The organism is Pseudomonas caspiana (genome assembly GCF_002158995.1).
In the GTDB taxonomy this organism is placed as follows: Bacteria; Pseudomonadota; Gammaproteobacteria; order Pseudomonadales; family Pseudomonadaceae; genus Aquipseudomonas; species Aquipseudomonas caspiana.
This window is the reverse complement of record NZ_LOHF01000001.1, coordinates 41,008-59,531: the sequence shown is the minus strand read 5'-3', so window position 1 is coordinate 59,531 and position 18,524 is coordinate 41,008. Positions and strand designations below refer to the sequence as shown.

Annotated in this window: 17 protein-coding genes; 9 read left to right on the top strand and 8 right to left on the bottom strand. The window is 57.8% G+C overall.

The features are described 5' to 3' along the window. Positions 1–74: 74 nt before the first annotated feature. From tpx to AUC60_RS00260, 4 genes are all read right to left on the bottom strand, one after another. On the bottom strand, positions 75–575 hold the full coding sequence (gene tpx, locus AUC60_RS00275) for a thiol peroxidase (RefSeq protein WP_087263890.1): 501 nt from the start codon (positions 573–575) through the stop codon (positions 75–77). Positions 576–736: 161 nt separating this feature from the next. Further along, positions 737–4,426 carry a translocation/assembly module TamB domain-containing protein gene (locus AUC60_RS00270; RefSeq protein ID WP_087263887.1) on the bottom strand — a complete coding sequence of 1,230 codons (3,690 nt, stop codon included), beginning with the start codon at positions 4,424–4,426 and terminating at the stop codon, positions 737–739. Beyond that, a complete protein-coding gene (locus AUC60_RS00265) occupies positions 4,423–6,156 on the bottom strand; it encodes an autotransporter assembly complex protein TamA (RefSeq protein ID WP_087264474.1) in 1,734 nt (577 codons plus the stop codon). Before AUC60_RS00265 ends, AUC60_RS00270 begins: the two co-directional genes overlap by 4 nt. 66 nt (positions 6,157–6,222) lie before the next feature. Beyond that, a complete protein-coding gene (locus AUC60_RS00260) occupies positions 6,223–6,873 on the bottom strand; it encodes a GNAT family N-acetyltransferase (protein ID WP_087263886.1) in 651 nt (216 codons plus the stop codon). 340 nt (positions 6,874–7,213) lie between these two features. Between AUC60_RS00260 and AUC60_RS00255 the strand changes: the two genes are divergently transcribed. Beyond that, positions 7,214–8,140: a LysR family transcriptional regulator gene (locus tag AUC60_RS00255; RefSeq protein WP_087263884.1), complete on the top strand. Its 927-nt coding sequence runs from the start codon at positions 7,214–7,216 to the stop codon at positions 8,138–8,140. A gap of 10 nt (positions 8,141–8,150) precedes the next feature. On the opposite strand, the gene pstB is transcribed toward AUC60_RS00255, so the two are convergent. The 4 genes from pstB to pstS form a co-directional block, all read right to left on the bottom strand. Beyond that, entirely contained in the window at positions 8,151–8,930 is a 780-nt protein-coding gene (pstB, locus tag AUC60_RS00250; RefSeq protein WP_087263883.1) for a phosphate ABC transporter ATP-binding protein PstB, read from the bottom strand. Continuing rightward, on the bottom strand, positions 8,930–9,814 hold the full coding sequence (pstA, locus tag AUC60_RS00245; protein WP_027900519.1) for a phosphate ABC transporter permease PstA: 885 nt from the start codon (positions 9,812–9,814) through the stop codon (positions 8,930–8,932). Before pstA ends, pstB begins: the two co-directional genes overlap by 1 nt. Next, positions 9,811–10,806 (bottom strand): phosphate ABC transporter permease subunit PstC, encoded by a 996-nt coding sequence (pstC, locus tag AUC60_RS00240; RefSeq protein ID WP_087263881.1) that lies wholly within the window; start codon positions 10,804–10,806, stop codon positions 9,811–9,813. The genes pstA and pstC overlap by 4 nt, the downstream gene beginning before the upstream one ends. Before the next feature lie 70 nt (positions 10,807–10,876). Then, the gene (gene pstS / locus AUC60_RS00235) at positions 10,877–11,902 is read right to left on the bottom strand and encodes a phosphate ABC transporter substrate-binding protein PstS (RefSeq protein ID WP_087263880.1); all 1,026 of its coding nucleotides are present in this window, start codon (positions 11,900–11,902) and stop codon (positions 10,877–10,879) included. 341 nt (positions 11,903–12,243) lie between these two features. Here pstS and AUC60_RS00230 point away from each other — a divergent pair, with 341 nt between their 5' ends. The 8 genes from AUC60_RS00230 (at position 12,244) to AUC60_RS00195 (ending at position 18,485) form a co-directional block, all read left to right on the top strand. After that, positions 12,244–12,546, top strand: coding sequence for a hypothetical protein (locus tag AUC60_RS00230; protein ID WP_087263878.1), 303 nt, complete (start codon positions 12,244–12,246; stop codon positions 12,544–12,546). A gap of 401 nt (positions 12,547–12,947) precedes the next feature. Continuing rightward, complete coding sequence (locus tag AUC60_RS00225; RefSeq protein WP_158099081.1) at positions 12,948–13,448, top strand: ureidoglycolate lyase; 501 nt, start codon at positions 12,948–12,950, stop codon at positions 13,446–13,448. Positions 13,449–13,453: 5 nt separating this feature from the next. After that, positions 13,454–14,362, top strand: coding sequence for an allantoinase PuuE (locus AUC60_RS00220; RefSeq protein WP_087263874.1), 909 nt, complete (start codon positions 13,454–13,456; stop codon positions 14,360–14,362). Between the two features lie 81 nt (positions 14,363–14,443). After that, a complete protein-coding gene (locus AUC60_RS00215; protein ID WP_087263872.1) occupies positions 14,444–15,310 on the top strand; it encodes a substrate-binding periplasmic protein in 867 nt (288 codons plus the stop codon). A 23-nt stretch (positions 15,311–15,333) separates the two neighbouring features. Beyond that, entirely contained in the window at positions 15,334–16,005 is a 672-nt protein-coding gene (locus AUC60_RS00210; protein WP_087263870.1) for an amino acid ABC transporter permease, read from the top strand. A 7-nt stretch (positions 16,006–16,012) separates the two neighbouring features. Further along, complete coding sequence (locus AUC60_RS00205; protein ID WP_087263868.1) at positions 16,013–16,684, top strand: amino acid ABC transporter permease; 672 nt, start codon at positions 16,013–16,015, stop codon at positions 16,682–16,684. Between the two features lie 34 nt (positions 16,685–16,718). After that, positions 16,719–17,696, top strand: coding sequence for an NAD-dependent epimerase/dehydratase family protein (locus AUC60_RS00200; RefSeq protein WP_087263866.1), 978 nt, complete (start codon positions 16,719–16,721; stop codon positions 17,694–17,696). A 15-nt stretch (positions 17,697–17,711) separates the two neighbouring features. Next, positions 17,712–18,485 carry an SDR family NAD(P)-dependent oxidoreductase gene (locus AUC60_RS00195; RefSeq protein WP_087263864.1) on the top strand — a complete coding sequence of 258 codons (774 nt, stop codon included), beginning with the start codon at positions 17,712–17,714 and terminating at the stop codon, positions 18,483–18,485. Positions 18,486–18,524: the final 39 nt, after the last annotated feature.

The window sequence follows — 18,524 nt, the reverse complement described above, 5'->3', positions numbered from 1 at the left end:
TACATTTGTTAAGCACCTGAAGCGTAAACGAAAACGGCCTGAACATATTCAGGCCGTCCAAGTATTACCAACTGTTACTTCAATACAGCCAACGCTGCGTCGTAGTCAGGCTCCTGGCCGATTTCCGGAACCAGTTCGCTGTAGAGCACTTTGTCGTTCTCATCGAGCACGACCACAGCACGAGTGGTCAGACCGACCATCGGGCCATCAGCGATGGCAACACCGTAGTCTTCCTTGAACTTGCCGCCACGCAGGGTGGACAGGTTCTTCACGTTTTCCAGACCTTCCGCACCGCAGAAGCGTGCCTGGGCGAACGGCAGATCAGCGGAGATGCACAGCACCACGGTGTTGGTCAGGTTATTGGCCTGGGCGTTGAACTTGCGTACCGAGGTAGCGCAGGTTGGGGTGTCAACGCTTGGGAAGATGTTCAGTACTTTGCGCTTGCCGGCGAAATCGGCCAGGGTCACGTCAGCCAGATCACTACCGACCAGCGAAAAGGCCGGGGCTGCAGCACCGACTTTCGGCAGTTCGCCATTGATTTGAACGGGGTTGCCTCTGCGAGTCACTTGAGCCATGAACTGAATCCTTTTTCCACGGGTTGGTTAGACCCGGAAGTTAACCATGAAAGTCTTGATCGACCTAGAGTACAGCGCGATCAGGAAGCAAACATTGGGAGTGGCTTGCTCCATGACAGCGTAGCGTCACCCCTAAGGCCGCATCCCAGTCCCTGCTGCGGTCAAAAATCGCGCTTATAGAAAATATCCAGCGAACTGGCCAGACCGCTTGCGGCCTCCAGGTAGACCTTTTTGCTCAACATATAGCGCAAGGCAATGGTATTGGCGGGTTCAAACACCCCGACGCCATAACGCAGGCTGAGTTTATCGGTGATTTTGCCGCTGGCAACGACGTTGGTTTTATCTCCTGAGCCAGAGGTATCCAGCTCGAAATCCCGGATACCCAGGTCTCCGGCCAGCTTGCCAGTGGTCGACTCACTGCCTGCCAGTCCTAATGCCAGCGCCGCCTGAGCCATCACGTTGCTGTCTTCGCCTGTGTTGTTCAAAGGCCGCCCCAGCACCAGATAGGACAACGCTTGCTCCTGACTCATCGCCGGTTCGGAAAACACCGTCGTCGTCGGTTGCTCGGCGCTCCCGGACAAGCGGATGCCCGCCACAACCTCATCCGTTTGCCGAATCGCTTCAACATCCAGATACGGCTGATCAATAGGTCCGGCAAACAGCAGACGCGCCTTGCGAATCGTCAAACGCTGCCCATAAGCGCGATAACGTCCATTGTTCAGATTGAGCTCACCACGGGTATCCAGGTTGTCGCCGATATGGACCCGCCCTGCAAGGTCCGCCGTCAAGCCAAAGCCGGTGAAACTCAGCTTCTCCTGACCTACCTGAACATCGATATCCATGGCCATCGCCAGAGGCGGCGCGCCCTCCTCCGTTTGCTGCCCAACGATCACCGTATCGCCTGACAACTTGACCGTGGATGGCGGCAGTTCACGGACAGTGATCGTGCCTTTGGGAATCAGTACTTTGCCGGAGATACCCAGACGGCCGTCCTGCATAGCGATTTTCAGATCGGGGGCCGCTTCGAGTCTGGCGTAGGGTTCAACCGTGATTGGCAGGCGCGAACCTTTGAGGCTCAGATCGACCACCAGCGCCTGGCTCCAGCCAATCTGCCCGGCCAGACGTCCCTCACCGGTGTCGCCGCTTTTCCATCGTCCATCGAGCTGAACGTTCTCTCCGGCGATCAGCGCCTGAATCTGCAGGTCCTGCAAACTCATCGGCAGCTCCGGTCCGGAAATTTCGCCACCGCTGAGGGTCACGTTACCGTTCACCTGCGGGGTCAGAAGGCCTCCAGAAAGCCGACCGCTGCCATTCAGACGCCCATTGAGCTTCTGCACCATGGGCACGAATGGCCGCGCAATGGAGAGATCCAGCCCGCTCAGGCTAAAGTCGCCGCTCAACGTTTTGTTTTTTGCCAAAGGATCAATTCGGGCGTTGACCTGCAATGCGCCAAGCTTTTCACCACGAAAATCCAGACGGCTGTCGATGAGCTTTGGAGTCAGCGTGCTGGTCAGCATCAGACTCTCATAGGGGAAGTCCAGCCATTGAGCCTTCTCCTTCACCCGTAGCGTTCCACCGCTGGCATTGACTGTGATTTGCCCGTTAGGGCCCGCAGCCGGGACGTCGAGTTGCACGTCAGCATTGAGCGAGCCTTTCCAGGCAAAATCCTTGGGAAACCACTGGGCCAGACTGTCGAGAGGAAAGTTCTTGAGGTGGTAACGCAGGCGCGGTTCGGGCATCAAACGCTGATCTTCACCACACAAGCTGGCCGCGCCTGATAACCAGCAATGCGCACCAAAGTTCACCTTGCCGTCAGCTAACCGCTCCAGCCTGGCCGGTTGCTGCAATTGCCAGCGCTGGCCGCCTGTCTGTACATCGCCACTGACCAGGCGTCCGCGCCAGTTGCCTTTGTCCAGATTGCCATCCAGCCCCATCGCCAGTTTGAGTAAGGGTCCCTGCAAGTCGAGTTTCATCTGTTGGCGTTTGATATCACCCTGAGCGTCGACGACCAGCGTACCCAATTGCGTGTCGCCTGCTTGAATACCGGTGCCTTTGATATCGATATTGGCCCGCTGGGCATTGTCGAGTCTGGCACTGACGTTCAAGGCTTTCAGTTGGTTGTCCTGAAAAGCCAGCTGCGAGCCTTGCAGCCCCAACTGGCCTTGCGGCGCTTGTAGTGTTCCGGCCACATCAAGACGACCTTTGACCTGCCCTTGCAACCCGGGCCATAGTTGTCCAAGTCGCGGCAGGTTGATTTCCAGCTGACCGAGCAGACGCTGCTGCAGGCTGCCATTACCCTGAATCCGGTTATCACCGAGACGCACTTCAAGAACACCGACGTTCCATTTGTCACCGGTACCATCGGCTTTGACCTGCAACGCCGCAGGCTGGCCGCGTAAACGCCCCTTGAGATCCAGGTCCGCATTCAGGCTCAACTGTTCGTTCCTGATCTGCCCTTTGCTGCGCAACGGTCCTGCCAGGGTGCCGGGCATCTGCGCGACCCAATAGGCAGGATCGATGGCGCTCAGATCCAGCGCAGTATCCCAACCAATGCCATTGGCAAATTTCAGGTTTAAATGCCCTGTGGCCTTACCCTGCCCGGCAACCATTTCCAACTGCGGCAGGAAGACCTGAGTCAGGTCACCACTAAACGGACTGACAAGACTGAACGCGCCTGCCGGGCCATCCAGATTGGCGCTGAAATTCCCCAGGTACTTGCCGCCGGTGTAGGAGACCTCGCCAGTGAACTTGCGCAAAGCCACCTGGGGTTCTTCGATCAGCGGGTACAAGCGGTGCCAAGGGAAATCAAGCCAGTCGAGTTTCGCGTCGGCACGTAATTCATGTTCCCAGTTCAGCGTGCCATTCAGGCTCAAACGCTGTTCAGCGCTGGCATTCAGGTCGAGCGCCTCAATCACTGCGCCCTTTGCATCCACGCGCCCCTTGAGCGCCAATAGCACAGGGCCCTGTTCGGCGGGCAGGCTGGCGGAACCCTGCAAGCGATAACCGCTCAGCAGGTCGCCCGCTGCATCCAGCAGCAACTGATTGAGCTGCAAAGTATCGGGCAGTGAATCGCTCGCTTTGAACGGCTGCGCACTGATCCTTAACTGCGCGGGCAGATTCTCTGCCAGCGGCTGCAATTCGCCGCTCAACAGGCCCTGCAGGTAGCCACTGCTAATGCCCTTGAGCTGCAAGGTGTTGAGCAGGTTGCCCTTGATATCCAGATTGAGCGTCCAGACGCGACCGTCAACGTCCGGCAATTTCACCAGCCCGGTCGCAGAAAGCGGCCAGTCCCCGGAAGGCTGAAGCAGCCCCGCCAGATCAAGCGCCATTTCATCACGACGAACATGCACGTTATCCAGGCGCAGGCCTTCAGCGGTCCAGTGCGCCGCCAATTGCAAGTCGGCGGCCTGCTCAGTGCCATCCAGAAGAAAGCTGCCGATACGCACATCGCCCAGACGGATTGCCAACGGAAGCTTCAGATCAGGCAATTGCAAAGGCTCGCTTTGCGCTGCGTCGGCACCTGGAGCCAATTGCAGGCGAACCTGATCAGCGTCTAACCGGTCGATGCACAGGGTCATTTTCAGCAAGCATCCCGGCGACCAGTCCAGCGCTGGCTTGTCGATTTCGACGCGCGTTCCGTCTTGCTGCCAGAACAGGTGATCGGCTTGCCACTCGCCGGCCAAACGACCGTGGAAGTTTTCCGTCTGCAAACCGGGCACTTGGGACAACGCCCATCGGCTCCCGGCTTCGGTACCCAGCAGGGCCCACAGACTGGCGAGCACCAGACCGACGATAACAATCAGCGCCAACCCCAGGATTTTCAGCGAGCGTTTCCAGTTGAACGGCCTCATAGCTCTGGCCCCATGGAAAAGTGCAGCCGAATACCGCCGTCATCGTCCAGTGCGTGAGCCAGGTCCAGGCGCAAAGGTCCTACAGGTGAAACCCAGCGCACACCTATACCGACACCGGTCTTGAGGCTCGGTAATTCCAGCGTGTTAAATGAGTTGCCTTGGTCGACAAACGTCGCCACTCGCCATTTTTCAGCGATGGAGTACTGGTACTCAAGACTGCCTGCCACCATGTATCGCCCGCCGATTCGGTCGCCGTCGGAGTTTTCCGGTGAAAGCGTCTGGTAGTCATAGCCGCGAACACTCTGGTCGCCGCCAGCGAAAAAACGCAGCGACGGCGGTATCGATTTATAACCGTTGGTAGCATTGCCGCCAAACTGCACGCGAGCAAGAAAACGGTGGTTGTCCCAGAGCGTGGTCAAGCCCTTGAGCAACACGTTGCCATGCAAAAGGTTCGAATCTGACATCAGCCCTTCCTTGGCGACTTGAGCATCGAACTGCAGACGATAACCATTGCGCGGATCGATGCGATTGTCGCTGCGCAGGTAGGAATAGCTGACACCCGGCATCAGTAACGTGCTGAGACCCGAATCATCCCCAAGTCGATACTCCTCACGCTGCCACTTCAATGAAATGACCCGCTCCCAGCCGCTCGGCAATTTGCTGTGCCATTCCGGGCCAACAGTCAGCAACTTGCTGAGGGTGTCAGTCCCGGCGATCTCTTCGTACTGATAGCCACCGGCGAAGCGCAGCTTGTCAGTCAGTGGTGGGTCCAGCGGAATGTCATACCAGAGACCAACGTTCTGGCGCGGCGCAGACAATTCACTTTCAATGCCGTAACTGTGGCCTTGGGGGTTAACCCAATGGCGAGTCCAGTTGGCCTTGCCTCGCGGCCCGACGTCTGTGGAATAGCCCAATCCGAGGCCCATGGTGCGAGGTTTGCGCGTTTCGAGCTGAACGGTTACCGGAATTTTCTGCCCCACCGCAGCGGTTGGCGTGGCATCGACACGCACGCCATCAAAATAACCACTGGTCTGCATCGCCTGATTCAGTTCAGCAATCAGCTCGGAATCGTACGGGGTGTTTTCCTTGAACGGCACCATGCGCCGCAGAAGGTCGTCATCAAAAGGGGCATCGCCACTAAAGCTGACCTTGCCCAGCGAATAGCGCGGCCCGCTGTCATACACTAGATCGATATCAGCGACGCCTGCTGCCGGGTCTACAGAAAGGCGCTGCTGGACGAATCGCCCGGAAAAGAAGCCATAACGAGACGCCTGGTTCTGGATCAGCCGCTTGGCGTCTTCGTAGTGACCATGATCAAGCACCGCGCCACTTTTCAGCGCATCGCTTTTAGGAACCCGAAATGCCTTGAGCGAGGCGGCCTCACCTTCGATACGCACATTGACAGTACGCAGACGGATAGGCTCACCCGCCTGAACTTTGATAACCAGCTGAAGCTGGTTATCTCGCCCGGCCTTCACTTCACTGGCAATTTTTGCCTGGTAGTAACCCAGTGCCTGTGCAGCGCGTTGCGCCTGTTCTTCGGCTCCGATACTGAAGTGAAGCAGACTGTCGGCATCACGATCGCCGGGGCTGCCCACATAGCCTTCGATATTGGCTTTGAGCGCGGAATTGGCAGGAGTGACCCTTACATCCAGCTGCGCATCGGCGAGCGCCGCGAGACTGGAAACACTGAGAATCAAACCGCTGGTGAACATTGCAAGAAGCTTCATGGCGCGAATGCTAACACGAGCAACGGCTTTCACTGGAAGACGCCAAGCAGTTGAAATTTCATGCCTTTACGCCATTGCTTGCAGCGAAACCTGCGGATTTGGTCGAAAAAATACGTGCTCGCGGATGGGTCCTACAGCAACTTCGCCAATTTCCTCATACCCCTGTCGCTTATAGAACTCCAGATAGCGGGCGTTCCCCGTATTGAGGACGACGCCTTGAGAGTTTTCATCCTCGGCACACCACTTGTGAACCGCCTGCAACAGTTGCTCGCTCAGGTGCTCACCTTGATATTCCGGATGAATCCCGAGCAGCGGCAGCACGTGAACGGACTCCGAGGGCAGATACGCCAGAACTGCGTTGTGGTACTCCAGATAACGGCGCGTACAGTTGAAGCCGGTGCTGAGCACCATGCGCAGACGCCAGGCCCAGCTTTCAGTAATGCCCAGCCGTCTTTGTGGGGGGGCAATCAGCGCTGCACCAACTAGACGGTCGTCGATAAACAGGCCGATGGCCGGTAAATCCTGAAGAAAATGTTGCTTGACCAGTTCTCGGACTGTCGCACGTACCCGTTGATCAAAACCGCTGCGTTCGGCGTTGAACAGGTAGGCAAAACCCGGTTCGTGGCGATAAGCGTGGTACAGCAGCGAGCGGGTTTCCCTCGAATAACCGCTGTCGAGTTGGCGGACTTCAGCCGCAATGGCAGACGATTCAGTCATGGAACAACCTCTCATTAACGGCGCAGCTCGGACGGCAGCGCTCCAGTGCTACAAAGGTTCGAGTCATGGCTCGCAGCCACAGTTCCAATATCCTTGGAGAGCGCCTCCTGGAGCTTAGGTGCCTGCACATCTGCATGCCGTGGATTTTGTGTGCATATATGTTTTTTTAAGGCACGGACTGCTAATCGATGCACTGAGCGCAGCGACGGATATGCGCACAAAAATTGCGATCTGCATTGATTGAGCTGGCAGAACCAAACCGTTTGCAGCTTGAGCGTTACCGCATGTAACTGATAGCTTGGCGCCACAACGCCAAAAGCCCTAACGGATCGCCAGCCCAATGAACCGAAACGAATTGCGCAAGGCCGACATCAACCTGATGGTGGTTTTCGAAACCTTGATGCAAGAGCGCAACGTCACGCGCGCAGCAGAAAAACTGTTCCTTGGACAGCCTACGATAAGCGCCGCGCTCAACCGCCTGCGAGCGCTGTTCGATGATCCGTTGTTTATTCGCGTCGGTCATAGAATGGAGCCCACGGCCAGGGCGCAGGAGATCATCCATCACCTGTCGCCAGCGCTGGACGCCATGTCAGTCGCCTTGAGCCTGACGCGGGAGTTCGACCCGGCAAGCAGCGACATGACCTTTCGTATCGGCCTCTCGGATGACGTTGAGTACAGCCTGATGCCCGCCTTGTTACGGGCGATCCGCAAAGAAGCACCGGGCGTCGTACTGGTCATCAAGCAGGTCAACTACTGGAATATTTCGGAACTGCTCATGTCCGGCGAAGTCACCGTGGGGGTGTGCCTGACACGAGAATTACCCGCCAACGCCAAACGCAAATTACTGCGCTCGATACAACCAATGGTGGTCCGCGCCGACAAATCGGCAACGCCCATGACGCTCGACGAATACTGCTCACGCCCGCACGTGGTGGTGTCACACGTGGCCAATATCAGCAGTTTCGCGGATGAATGGCTGGACGCCATTGGCCGTAAACGCAAGGCGGTCCTTTCAGTGCCGCAATACAGCACACTGCCCGCGCTGATGGAAGGCACTGATTTGCTGTGTAATTTGCCGGATCACCTGACTCAGGCAATGATCAAAACCGGCAGGCTGTATGGCGAACCGCTGCCCTTCATCACGCCCAATCTAGAGCTGTCCATGACCTGGCTGAGCATCATGGACACCGACCCGGCTGAGCGCTGGCTGCGTAAACGACTGGAAGAATTCATGGGAGACCGCGACAGGGTCTCCCCGATTCTCTGAGAAGGGACAATCAGCCGAAACGACCGGTGATGTAATCTTCGGTCTGGCTTTTTGATGGTTTGGTGAAGATGGTGTCTGTATCGCCGTGCTCGATCAGCTCACCCATGAACATGAACGCGGTGTAGTCCGAGCAACGTGCAGCCTGTTGCATGTTGTGGGTCACGATGATCACCGTGAACTGCTCTTTGAGCTCGGTGATCAGTTGCTCGATACGGCCGGTGGAAATCGGGTCGAGGGCCGAAGTCGGCTCATCGAGCAGCAACACTTGTGGACGCAGCGCGATGGTGCGGGCAATGCACAGACGCTGCTGCTGACCACCGGACAAACCGGTGGCGCTCTTGTTGAGCTTGTCTTTGACTTCATCCCACAACGCAGCACCACGCAGGGCCTCTTCTACGCGATCTTCCATCTCACGACGCGACAGCTTTTCGTGGTGTTTGATGGCGTAGGAGATATTGTCGAAGATCGACATCGGAAACGGCACAGGCTTCTGGAAAACCATGCCCACGTGGCTGCGCAGGCGGTTCATCGAGTAACCAGGCGCCAGGATGTTCTCGCCATTGAGCAGCACTTCACCTTTCGCTTCCTGCTTGGGGTACATCGCATAAATGCGGTTGAACACGCGCAGCAGTGTCGACTTGCCGCAACCCGAAGGACCGATGATCGCGGTGATGCGCTTTTCCGGGATGATCATGTCGATGGATTTCAGCGACTTCTGTTCGTTGTAGAAAAACTCCAGACCACGAACTTGAATCTTGGTTTTTTCATTGGCAAGGGAAAGGTTATTCATCAAGACGCCCTATTGCGCAAAAGAATTAAGCGGGAAGCGAGGCTGAGAACCAGCACGAACAGTGTCATAACCAGAGCGCCTGCCCAGGCCAGAGAGTGCCAATCATCGAACGGGCTCATGGCGTACTGGAACACCACAACCGGTACGCTGGCCATCGGCTTGAGCAGATCGCTGCTCCAGAACTGGTTGCCGAACGCGGTGAACAGCAGCGGCGCGGTTTCGCCGGTAATACGGGCCAGCGCCAGCAGGACGCCTGTTACCACACCGGCCTTGGCGGCACGCAGCACGATCTGCAGAGTCAGCTTCCATTGCGGCACACCCAAAGCCAGCGCAGCTTCGCGCATGGTTGAAGGCTGGAGCTGAAGCATTTCATCGGTGGTACGGACCACCACAGGAATTACCAACAGTGCCAACGCCAGCGCACCGGCGATCGCCGAGAAGCCGACCTTGTGATCGGTCCATTCATTGAGTGGCAGAATCACTGCGGTGTACACAAACAGGCCAAGCACAATGGAGGGTGCAGACAACAGAATGTCGTTGACGAAGCGCACCGCGTTGCCCAGTTTCGAGTAACGGGCAAATTCTGCCAGCCAAACGCCAGCCATCAGGCCAATCGGCGTACCGATCAACAGGCCTATGCCGGACATCAGCACGCTGCCGTAGAAGGCGTTGGCCAGACCGCCTTCAACACCCGGCGGTGGGGTCATGCCGCTGAACAGGCGCAGGTTCAATGCATCCACGCCATTGATAATGGTGGTCAGCAGAATCCACACCAGCCACAACAGGCCGAACGCCGTCGCGGCGCAGCTGAGGACCATGGCAGCCTTGTTTTTGAGGTCGCGAACCCGGTACAGGCTCTCGTTGCCAGTCACATCCTTACTCATAACCCCTCCTTGCGGGACAGACGCGACAGCATGATGCGGGCCAGAGCCAGCACGATGAAGGTCACTACGAACAGCAGGAAGCCCAGGGCAATCAACGACGAGCGATGCAGGTCGGTGTATGCCTCGTTGAACTCGTTGGCGATTACTGAAGCAATCGAACTGCTTGGCATCATCAGCGACGCCGAGAACTGGTGGGAGTTACCCAATACGAAGGTCACCGCCATGGTTTCACCCAATGCGCGGCCCAGCCCGAGGAAAATGCCGCCGACTACCGCAGAGCGGGTGTAAGGCAGGACGATGTCCCAGACCACTTCCCAGGTCGTGCCGCCCAACGCGTAAGCAGACTCTTTAAGGGTGGTAGGAACACTTTTGAATACTTCGACCATCACGGAGGTAATGAACGGCGTGATCATGATCGCCAGCACGATACCGGCGGTGAGCATGCCGATACCCAAAGGCGGCCCCTGGAACATCGTGCCTATAACGGGCAACTCGCCAAGGTTGTCATTGATCCACGGTGCGATATGTTCAGCCATGTAAGGACCGAACACGAACAGCCCCCACATGCCGTAAATGATCGAAGGAATGCCTGCCAGCAGCTCGATAGCCGAAGAAATCGGCAGTCGCAACCATGGCGGTGCTACTTCAGTCAGGAAAATCGCGATGCCGAAGCTCACCGGAACGGCGATCAGCAACGCCAGAAAAGAGGTCACCAACGTACCGTAGATCGGTACCAGTGCACCAAACTTGCCGTCGACCACGTTCCACTCGGTGCTGGTCAGAAAGCCGAAACCGAACGTCTGGAATGCAAGGCTGCCGCCCCACAAGGTCGAAAGTGCGATACAGCCGAGCAATGCCAGAACCAGCATCGCAGCACCGCCCATGGTGCGCTTGAACCAGCGATCATGACGCTGATCGCGAGCCGCTCGGCGCTCACCCTCGGTTACGGAAGCAGGGATCGCAGCGGACAAATATTGGGTGTTTTCAGTCATCTTGGGTCCACTCGCAAAGAAACCCTGTCATCGGGCAGCGATGACAGGGGTGAGCCGGAGAAACGTCGAATTACTTGGTGAACTCGGTTTTCCAGTAGTCCTCAACCTTGGTGACCAGGGCTTTTGGCAGTGCTACGTAAGACAGTTTCTCAGCTTGTTCTTGACCGTTTTCCAGCGACCACTTGAAGAAGTCGAAAGCGGCAGCGCTTTGCTCTGCGTTCTTGGCCTTCTTGTACATGATGATCCAGGTAGTGGCAGTGATCGGCCACGCGGTTTCACCCGGAGCGTTGGTCATGATCAGGTTGAAGTCTTTGACGCTGTTCCAGTCAGCAGTATCAGCTGCAGCGGCGAACGCTTTGGCATCAGGCTTGATGAATTTGCCAGCAGCGTTCTTCAGCTGGGTGTAAGACAGTTTGTTGGTCTCGGCGTAGGAGTGCTCAACGTAGCCGATCGAACCTTTGATCTGCTTCACGTAGGCCGAAACACCTTCGCTACCCTTGCCGCCTACACCCGCCGGCCATTGCACGGTCGAACCGAACTTCAGCTTCTCGTTCCACTCCGGACTGACTTTGCTCAGGTAGTTGGTGAAGTTGTACGAAGTACCCGAACCGTCCGAACGGTGAACAACGGTGATGGCCTGGTCTTTCAGTTTGTCTTTGAGCTCTGGGTTCAAGGCTACGATGGCTGGATCGTTCCACTTCTTGATTTCACCCATGAAAATCTTGGCCAGTGTCGGGCCGTCCAGCTTCAGTTGACCAGGCTCGATGCCTTCAACGTTAATGATTGGCACGATACCGCCGATGACGCTTGGGAACTGACCCAGGCCGCCTTTTTCTAGGTCTTCAGCAGACAGCGGGGCGTCGGATGCGCCGAAGTCAACAGTTGCAGCCTTGATCTGAGCGATACCACCGCCAGAACCGATCGACTGATAGTTGATGCGGTTAGGAGCAGACTTGCTGTAGTCCTGCGACCACGCAGAGATAACCGGAAAAACGAAACTCGAACCAGCGCCTGTAACGTCAGCCGCATGAGCCATACCACTCAGGCACATCGAAGCGAGCAGAACCGACAAGCGTTTTTTAGTCAGCAGAATCACGGCGATACCTCAACAAGGGAAATTTTGTGGCCCGTCCATGGGAAGGCCCGATGCGGATTTAAACCCTCAAATGTTTCGGTTTCATGACAATCAGTCGAGTCACCCCCTCCAGGGACTGTTTTGTACGTCTTGGCTGACAACGAAACCGCTGAGAAAAATGGGTTTCGCGCAATAAAATGAAGGGCTTAAGGGTTTTCAAGGCATACCTGACCCACTACTAGCTCTACGCCATTATTTTCCCGGCTAAAAGCGATTTGCCATTGGTCGGGACTCGCGGCACCTATCTCATTGCCCCATACACCAATGGAAGTAACGCCCTAACAACAATGGAGACTCATCTCATGAACAACCGCAGATTGACGGCCTTAGCGCTGGCCAGCCTTATGACAGTGGCGACCGGCTCGGTAATGGCAGGTGCCACTGGACCTACCGATCCGGTGGATGGTTCGTCCAAAACGCCGCCTCCTGTCCTGAAGAAAAACACCGACGGCAGTTCATCAGGCTCTGAAGGCACAAGCCCAGGCACCAAAGGCATGGATCCCGAACCGCAGAAAGGCGGCGCAGAAGGCGGCGGAATGAAGAATGATCAAGGCATGGGCGGCAGTGGTGGCGGTGCCGAAGGCGGGGCGAGCGGCAGTAAGTGATCAGGGTTGCGCGAATGTCTGATTCGGCATAACCCCATGCCTGAACTGAAATGCCTTGTCTGTAGGATCGCGCGAGCACCGCGAGCACCGCGAGCACCGCGAGGCCGCGATAGCGGTATGCCTGACACACCACCATCGCGGTGCTTGTGCGCTCCTACAGGTCTTTGACTCGCTCCGACAGCGTGGTCCGTGACTCAAAGCGGCGCACTGCATGCACCTACTGGTGCAACTCCCCCTTGAAACATTTCACCACCGCCCTTCTCAAAATCCTGATAAACCTATTTAAATCAGTTATTTAGATCAACCGCAGATACCTTGGCATCAATACTGCTTTATCGAAATACAAGTGGGATACCACCTGTATCCAGATATAAATGCTCGTTGATCAAGGCTTCCAGCTCATGAGTTCTCCGTCAGCCTACCCGGCGCGGGTGGTGTTAAAGCCCCTCACCGCAGAAGCGTTCGCACCGTTTGGAAATGTCGTCCAACTGGGTGATGGGCCGCGTCGTCAACATGTCACCGGTGCCGCTGAACGCACCGAACATGCCAGCGAACCACAGTTATGGATCGCCACCGTACAACAGGCGGTGACCTTGCCACTGACACTGAAAGCGCTGGAGCGCCATCCCTTCTCGGCTCAGACGTTCATCCCCCTTAATGCCTGCCCTTATCTGGTCGTGGTTTGCCACACCGATGACAGTGGCCTGCCCGATCTGCAGACCTTGCAGGCGTTCCGCGCCTGCGGCGATCAGGGCGTGACTTATAAGCGCAACGTCTGGCACCACGGTCTTTCGGTGCTCGAGGCCCGTGCCCAGTTCGTGGTGTCCATGGCCTTCACCGGCGAACAGAACGACGACGTCTTCACGCCGCTGCAAACGGCCTTCGAACTGCTGGAGGCTTGACCCGGATGACCCAACATACCCGTGATTTCATTGGCTATGGTGCCAACCCGCCGCATCCGAACTGGCCAGGCAGAGCGCGGATTGCGCTGAACTTCGTGATCAATTACGAGGAAGGTTCAGAGCCTTCCATAGACGACGGTGACGGGTTCACCGAGTCGGGCCTGACCGAAGGCGGAGCCGGCTCGTTCGAGGGTCGTGATCTGGCCGCCGAATCAATGTTCGAATACGGCAGCCGGGTAGGTTTCTGGCGTCTGTCTCGCCTGCTCTCGGAACACGGCATGCCCGCCACGGTTTATGGCTGTGCATTGGCGCTGGAACGCAACCCCGAAGTCGCTCAGACCATCCGCGACCTCAATTACGACGTCTGCGCCCATGGCTGGAAATGGGAACGCCATCAACTGTTGAGCGAAACCGAGGAGCGCGACCGCATCCGGCGCACTGTGCAAAGCATCACTGAAACCACCGGCGAACGCCCGTATGGCTGGTATTGCCGTTATGGCGCCGGTCTCAATACCCGACGCCTGCTGATGGAAGAAGGCGGTTTTCTATATGACAGCGACGCCTATAACGACGAGCTGCCCTATTGGCACCACGGGGCATCGCAGGTGCAACACCAACCCCACCTGATCGTGCCTTATAGCCTGGCAAACAACGACGCCAAGTTCATCCGCGGCGGCATGAGCACCGGGCAGCAGTTTTTCGAATACCTGCGCGACAGCTTCGACATGCTCTACGCCGAAGGTCTGACTGCGCCGAAGATGATGTCCGTGGGCCTGCATACGCGAGTGGTCGGCCATCCGGGGCGCGCCGCCGGACTGGCACGCTTTCTCGACTATGTGCAACAGCATGATCGGGTCTGGGTCTGCCGCAGGCTCGACCTCGCCCGACACTGGTACGCCGAACACGGCGCCTGAGCTGACACATTGACCTCCAAGCCTTTACCTCCAAGCCTTCCCCCAGGCTCTAACCTTCAAAGACAGGACGACCCCGTGGCCATGAATCGAGTATTTCGCAACGCGCTTTTGATCTGCACGTCCAGCCTGTTGCTGGCATCCGCTGGATTGCATGCAGAGGAATCCGAACACCCGCAAGACAAACCGCTGATCGTAGGCAGCGACTTTGGCGTGGCACCGTGGATCATGCGCGGCACTAACGGCCCGGAAGGTTTCGGCGTCGATCTGGTCAGCGAGATTTCCAAACGCCTGAAGCGTCCGGGTGTCGAGATCGTGGATATCAACTTCTCGGGGCTGTTCGCCGGTCTGTTTTCCAAGCGTATCGAGTTCACCGTCAACCCGACCACCATCACCGCCGAGCGCTCAGAGCGGATGTTGTTCTCGCAACCGATCATGTCCACCGGCAACGGCTTCATGGTTAAAGCAGCCAACGACATGAAGGGCTTCGATGACCTCAAGGGCAAGGATGTGGCGGTCAATCGCGGCACCATGTCCGACACTTGGGCCACGGCGAACGCCGAGAAGTATGGCTTCAACGTGCAGCGCTACGACACCTTCCCCGACACCGTTCAGGCGTTGATGACCAACCGCGCATTCACGGCCATTAACGAAGTGCCGACCACTGTCTACGCCGCCAGCAAGAACAAAGCGATCAAGGTGGCGTTCAAGGACCTCAGCTCGCCCCGCAACTTCGGCTACGCCTTCCGCCTCGACAACGTGGAGTACCGCAACAAGGTCGACGACGTCATCAAGTGCATGAAGATGGACGGGACCATGGCCCGCCTGCACGAGAAATGGTACGGCGCCAAACCAGAAGACGGCTCAGCGGTGACTACTGTCTATCCAGGCTATGGCGCACCGGGCTTCAAAGGCTACGTGGCGACGTCCCCGGCACCGGTATGCAATTGAAGCAGGCTAAAGGCGAAGCTTGAATGGACGCGTTGATCGAAAACTTCTTCAATCTGCCGGTCATGGTTGGTGCCCTGCCCGCAATGCTGCCGGGGTTCGGGCTGACCGTGCTGGTGTCGTTGCTGGTGATTGTCTTCGGCCTGACCAGCGGACTGGCCCTGGCGATTCTGCGCTCGTTGCAACTGCGCGGGGTCAACGGCCTGATCACCTTCTACGTCGATGTGTTCCGCACCTTGCCGCAGTTGGTGATCATCATCTTTCTTTACTTCGGCATGCCATACATGGGCGTGACGCTGTCGCCACTGGTCACCACCGTGCTCGCGCTGGGCGCTGTGCTGTCGGCGTTTGCCTGCGAGATCTTTGTCTCTTGCATGCAAGCGCTACCCAAAGGCCAGACCGACGCCGCTCAGGCGTTGGGTTTCGGCCGATTGCGCACATTGTTCATGATCGTGTTGCCACAGGCGATTCGCATGGCCGTTCCGCTGCTGACCAACCGGGCGATCTCCATCAGCAAAGGCACCGCGCTGGGCACGGCCGTGTCACTGCCGGAGACCCTGGGTCAGGCCCAGAGTTACATGTCCATCGTGGCCAATCCGTCACCGCTGACACTGGCAGCCGGGTTCTATCTGCTGTTGTTCATTCCGCTGGTGATCCTGAGCCGCTGGCTCGAACACTCCAGCCACAAAGGTCGCTGATATCGCCATGGATATGTTTCTCGAGAACTTCGCCAACCTCGACTCGCTGCTGATGATTTATCCGCTGCTGCTTCAGGGGCTGAAACTGACCTTTCTGTTGAGTATCGTCACCCTGCCCCTGGCGCTTCTTGCCGGTCTGCTGCTGGCGATTCTCTACAGCTTCGATATTCGGCCTCTGCGCGGAGCCGTGCTGGTCTATATCGATATTTGTCGCTCGTTTCCCGTGGTGGTGCTGCTGGTGCTGATCTACTTCGGCCTGCCTTCCGTGGGCTGGCAGATCAGTGGGTTCAACGCCGCGGTGCTGGCCATGGTGCTCAACCACTCCGGCTATTTCGGCGAGATCTTTCGTACCGGGGTCAAATCAATCCCCAACGGTCAATACGAAGCAGCACGAGCCTTGGGTTTTCGCCCGCTCCGGCTGGCGGTGATGATCGTTCTGCCTCAGGCGATCCGTAACGTGTTCGCGCCCCTGGCGGGCAACTCTCTGGAACTGGTGAAGACCACATCAATAGCCGCGATGGTGGCGCTGCCCGAACTGCTGCGCTCGGCGCGAGTGGCTCAGGAACAGACTTACAACCCCACGCCCTTGATGGCCGCCGCGCTGATCTTCTTTGTGCTGCTCTGGCCGTTTGCCCGCTGGGTCGCCCGACTCGAACGCCGGATGCTGGTGACTCGCTAAGCAGGTTCGTCCTTAACCATTTTCAGGAGCAGTCATGTCGACTCTCATCACTGGCGGCAGTGGTTTTATCGGTCTGGCACTGGCCGAACAGCTGTTGCGCAACGGACAAACCGTGGTGCTCTTCGATCGCCAACCGGCACCGTCAGCGCTGCTGGACGCGCTGCCCGAAGGGGCCGTGGAGCAGGTCACGGGCGATATTCGCGATGTAGCTTTGTTAAAAAGCGTCATGGCTCGGCATGCGGTTGATCGTGTGGTTCACGCCGCCGCGATCACCCCGGACCTGCAACGCGAGACCCGCGATGCAAGCACCGTGCTGGACGTCAACATCAACGGCACCGTCGCGCTGATTCAGGCCTGCACAGAGCAACCGTCAATGCGCCGGGTGCTGCTGCTTAGTTCGGTGGCGGTTTATGGCTTCACACCGCCACCTGGCCCGACGTACCGCGAGGATCAGGCCTGGCCACAGCCCACCGGCCTGTACGGCATCAGCAAACTGGCCTCTGAACAAATCTCCCTGCGCATGGCCGAGCTGCATGGCCTGGATCTTTGCGTCGCGCGGCTGGGACCGGTTTTTGGCCCTTGGGAATACGCAACCGGGGTTCGTGACATGTTGAGCCCCCACACCCAGACCCTTGAAGCAGCCCTGGACCACCAGTCGGCCTGCCTGCCGCACAGCTTGCAGGCCGACTGGATTTATTCCCGTGACGCATCTGACGCTCTGGCGCGGCTGCTGAACTGCGCAACCCTCAAGCACAAGCTCTACAACGTTGGCGGCGAGGTTCAGACCGACCTGTCGCAATGGTGCGCGCACCTGAGTGAACACTGGCCGACCTGGGCCGCGACCCTCGCCCGGTGCGCGGAAGACGCCACCGTTCGCTACGGATTGCCCGGCACGCGTCCGGCGTTATCCACCGAGCGTCTGCGCCAGGACACCGACTGGTCTCCCGCTCATTCCCTGGCCGAGGCCGCAACCGACTACATCCGCTGGCGATCACAGATCACTGCCAGCTAACTGGAGAACTCCGGCATGGGCCGTCTTACTGATAAATCGATCCTCATCACCGGTGCCTCGTCCGGCATCGGCCGTGCCATTGCGCTGCGGTTTGCCGCCGAAGGCGCTCGCCTTTTGCTGGCTGACCTCAGCACCACAGTGCGCGAAGGCGGAACCCCGACCATTGACCTGTTGCGTGAGCAAGGTTGCGTCGCCGATCACGTCGACATGGACGTGTCCTCCGAGGCTGATGTCCAGCGGGCCGTCGATGCGCTGATCGAGCGTGACGGCAAAATCGATGTGCTGATTAATGACGCAGCCGTCAGCGTCGGCAAACCGCTCACCGAAACCAGCCTTGATGAATGGAACCGGGTCATCGGCGTCAACCTGACCGGCGTATTCCTGATGTCACGCAAAGTGGTCGAGGCGATGCTCAAACAGCCTGAGCGCGATGGTGTGCGGGGTCGTATCGTCAATATTTCTTCGCAACACGGCATGGTGGCCTGTCCACAAGATGTGGCTTACGGGACCTCCAAGGCCGGCGTGGTCTATATCACCCGGCAGATTGCAGTGGACTACGCCGCTCAGGGCATCATTTGCAACGGTGTGGCACCGGGGAAAATCCTCACCGGCAAGACCGGCCGGGCCATCGCCCCTGAAATGCTCGCGTACTCACAATCGCGCACTGCCCTGCCGCGGTTGGGTCGCCCTGACGACGTGGCCAATGCCGCGCTTTTCCTCGCCAGTGAAGAAGCGACCTTCATCACCGGTGAGAACCTATTGGTCGATGGCGGCTGGATGGCTGGCTGATCACAGAGGATTGACTTCAATGAAAACCACAACGAACAC